Consider the following 3,694-nt stretch of genomic DNA (forward strand, 5'->3'; position numbering starts at 1 on the left):
AGTTATAAATAAGTTCTATAAATAGCTATTGACATTATCTAAATTCAAAGGTATGTTCAATTTAGTCTAGCTTTACTAGGCTAAATTTTTGGCATCATTGTAATCACGAATACTATTCAAGAAAATGAATCCACCAATCGAACTTTTTACCTTTCAAGGCAGTCTTTTTGGTTGGCGAGTACAGCTTGCTTTAGCAATTAATAATTTTGATTATGTTTGTAATTATTTAGACCCAGTAAAAGGAGAACATAAAGCTCTTGATTATGTAGCTTTAAATCCTCGTGGAAAAGTTCCATTACTCAAACATGGAGAATTTTTTGTCCGTGAATCTATAGCGATTTTAGTATATTTAGATTCTCTATATCCTGAGTGGCAACTTTTTGGCAATACTAGCCAATAAAAAGCAAAAATTTACCAACAGGTATGTGAAATTGATAATATAATTGTACTTCCTTTATTCCAGCTAATCCCACCAATTTTCTTTGGAGGTATAGCAGGAAAAGAGGAAGAAATTCTTGAAAATTTCCAAAAATTAAAAGTTGAATTTACCATGCTTAATGATAATATTTCAGCCGATGAAAATTGGTTAGCAGGGGATAAATTATCAGCAGCAGATATTGCCATTTATCCTGTTGTTAGATTTGTGGAAAAGTTAGCAGCTCAGGAAGATGTCAGTAAGTTAAATCTTGACATATTACCGATACAGGAAAAATATCCAAAATTAGGAAATTTAGTGCAAAAAATTGATGAAATGCCTAATGTAGAAAGTCTCTATCCTCCTGACTGGCGTTAAAAAAACCGTAGGGGCGAATGGCATTCGCCCTTATGACATTCGCTCTATGGCATTCGCCTTTGTAGGTACGTTGCATGCAACGTCCCTACTGGGTTATCCTTTTTTATGTTAGTAACCTGAAAACTGCTGTATGATATAGCAGTTAAAGTAAAGATTAACACATTGATTAATCCTCAAACTCTCTCAGATATTACTTTTGAATTTTGACTTTTGACTTTTGATTTGCGCATAGCGCTATAATTAATCCTTCAAAGTCGATCGCATAGTCGGGAACATAATTACATCTCGAATGCTTTGAGTATTTGTCAGCAACATCACCACACGGTCAACCCCAATACCCATTCCACCACAGTTAGGCATCCCCAGTGACAACGCCTGAATAAAGTCTTCATCTATTGGGTGNTGAATTTTGACTTTTGACTTTTGATTTGCGCATAGCGCTATAATTAATCCTTCAAAGTCGATCGCATAGTCGGGAACATAATTACATCTCGAATGCTTTGAGTATTTGTCAGCAACATCACCACACGGTCAACCCCAATACCCATTCCACCACAGTTAGGCATCCCCAGTGACAACGCCTGAATAAAGTCTTCATCTATTGGGTGTGCTTCATCATCTCCCGCTTCTCTTTGGGCGATCTGTTCCTCAAAACGTTTGCGTTGGTCTTGGGGATCGTTTAACTCGGAGAAACCATTAGAATATTCGGTATGGTCATTAATCTTAATTGTATGTTGACATTTAGAGAACATTTAAAGTTACTTTTTAAGTAGTGAATCTTCTAGTAATTGAAAGGCTTTTTGAGCAGCAATTTCAGCTTTTTTTTTAGGTAACTTTTTGATAAGGTAATGTGGTAGTAATGCTTTTGTGCCCTATTAAAGCTTTCAGTTCTTGAATTCTGATTAAACCAACTCTTTCGGTGGCAAAAGTATGTCGTAGGTCATGGAGTCTCACTCCTTCAAGTAAGGGATGATTTTGAGTTAATTTTTTCCAATCTTTATTGACTGTACGATAGCTGACATGAGTTATTTATTTTGAAAATGGTTTTGGAGCTTTCAACAATGCTGGATGTGGCTGATGTAGGTAATATTGAAGATATTTTTCGCGGGACAATTGCTGCATCTTTATTGTCATAGCACCATCGTTGAAAGTTACCTTTTCCTCTGACTACAAATTTGTAGTTTATTGGGTTAATTCTGTAGTTTATTTTTGTCTATTTGTTCTAATAGTTCGTCTATTATTAATTCTTTTGAATGGATAAGCTTGACGATTGTGTAGAGATGGCAGTTAATTATGATTACTTTGTATAGTAAAGAAAGTTGGTTGTGAGTAAAATAATGAATAACTTGCTCAGCATTATGTTCACCCTTATTTCCCTCTGGTTTTCCCTTGGGGAATTGTCCAATAGGATTGGTTTTTATGTAGTTGGAATTTACTGCCAAGTTTAGTCAGGCATTAATGACAGTTTGATGATGGTTATGAGTGGTGTATGAGAGATGATTTATGAGGTAGTCATGCAGGGTCTGACCATCCAATAATTCTCTTGGCAAATAACCAGATTTTTTGAGAAGGGGGAGTAGAATTTTTTCATCGGAACAAAGGGTATTTCCAGTCCCTAACGTGGTAAAAATTGGGTTGCTGTTGTGGCTAATGTGGCGGACAATTAGATCAAAAAAAACTTTATACAGGACTCCCCAAATTTGGTCTATTTGCATGCAAATACATCTGCCAAATTGGCAACCACTCCCGAATTATTTTGCTTATATTAAAGATGTCAAACAAAACAAAGTTGTTTGAAGCTTTCAAAAACAAAGTGCGATTCGTTTGGCCTAAGTAAACCCTAGTTTACGTTCCGCCAGCCCTGTAAAAGGGTAACTCTGATACTGATGGAGGTTAAATTCCTTCCCACACCGATGCCGTGTGACTCTAATCTCCCAGAATTCAGAATTAGCAACTCTTGGTTTCAGTGCATGGGTATAAAGGGAAATAAGGGTAATGTCATCCCAATCCTTTGCACGGGTAGTTAGCCAAGTTTATCGTACAGAGAATCTAGTATTATGGGTCGTGATGAGAAACAGGATAAAAGCGTTGATACTCCTGAAGCAAAAGGTATACATCACATAATTTGAACCAATCATTTGTTGTTCGTTTCGTATCTAATTAGAGGTGGGCTTAGACTAGGGGCCTAAAGCTAACGTGAAATGAGATCAGGGAACGAAGTAACCCCTTTTCGACTCTCAATGATGAGTAGGGAAAGCGTAAACCTTTGTTGATTAGGGATAACGATTCCTCCAGAGGCAAGCCTCGATTCAACAATTAATAATTAATTATTACCTCTCCTTGAAAACGGATAGGATTGACTAAAAGGGAATTTTTTTCTTCCAAACGCAAATCCTTTGTTATTAGGAGCCGTGTGAGCTGGAAACTCTCATGTACGGCACGTGAAGCAGAGGTGAGGGATAGGGAAATCCCTATCGACTCTAACTTAAGAACACACACAATAATTATTTTACAATTAAACTACTTAGAAACTGCCAACGAAGAAGTACTTGGTGGCGGTGGGATTAAATTCGACAGCTACTTCAAAAAGAATGTATATGTCACAGAATACTTTAACACTGTAGTCAAAAACGACATATATTCCAAAGTTGACGTTACTGGCAACGCAGCTGAAGCTCAAGCGATAGCTGATGCTTATGGCAAAAATACTAAGACCATCACCGACACTGGTGCTCAAGCTACTGACTACAGTTCTGAGTCCTTCAGCAAATCAATTGCTGCTGTTGGCTCATTCTATTATTGATCCCTGATTAGGGTTCTCAATGGCTTTGTCAAGTTTTCCCCTGCTTAATTAAATCCATCAGGAGCTGAAAACTTGGCAACAAAGCCGAAAATGAATGT

The 3,694-nt window shown here is 37.1% G+C and carries 5 protein-coding genes and 1 pseudogene; 3 read left to right on the plus strand and 3 right to left on the minus strand.

What is annotated here, in order from left to right:
• Nucleotides 1-124: 124 nt before the first annotated feature.
• Nucleotides 125-400, plus strand: a complete 276-nt coding sequence (locus AFK68_RS06215; protein WP_094672027.1) for a glutathione S-transferase family protein — start codon at nt 125-127, stop codon at nt 398-400.
• A 75-nt stretch (nt 401-475) separates the two neighbouring features.
• Nucleotides 476-793 carry a glutathione binding-like protein gene (locus tag AFK68_RS06220; protein WP_371357256.1) on the plus strand — a complete coding sequence of 106 codons (318 nt, stop codon included), beginning with the start codon at nt 476-478 and terminating at the stop codon, nt 791-793.
• 240 nt (nt 794-1,033) lie between these two features.
• Here the strand turns inward: AFK68_RS06220 and AFK68_RS06225 are convergent.
• The 3 genes and pseudogenes from AFK68_RS06225 to AFK68_RS38240 form a co-directional block, all read right to left on the minus strand.
• A partial coding sequence (locus AFK68_RS06225) for an amino acid--tRNA ligase-related protein (RefSeq protein ID WP_305778128.1) occupies nt 1,034-1,195 on the minus strand: 162 nt, incomplete at its 5' end.
• Between the two features lie 44 nt (nt 1,196-1,239).
• Nucleotides 1,240-1,500, minus strand: a pseudogene (locus AFK68_RS06230) (amino acid--tRNA ligase-related protein); the annotation flags it as partial.
• A 118-nt stretch (nt 1,501-1,618) separates the two neighbouring features.
• Entirely contained in the window at nt 1,619-1,822 is a 204-nt protein-coding gene (locus AFK68_RS38240) for a tyrosine-type recombinase/integrase (protein WP_210407259.1), read from the minus strand.
• 1,327 nt (nt 1,823-3,149) lie between these two features.
• Here AFK68_RS38240 and AFK68_RS06240 point away from each other — a divergent pair.
• On the plus strand, nt 3,150-3,596 hold the full coding sequence (locus AFK68_RS06240; protein ID WP_143437617.1) for a hypothetical protein: 447 nt from the start codon (nt 3,150-3,152) through the stop codon (nt 3,594-3,596).
• The last annotated feature ends 98 nt before the right edge of the window (nt 3,597-3,694 follow it).

The organism is Hydrocoleum sp. CS-953, assembly GCF_002260545.1.
In the GTDB taxonomy this organism is placed as follows: Bacteria; Cyanobacteriota; Cyanobacteriia; order Cyanobacteriales; family Microcoleaceae; genus Trichodesmium.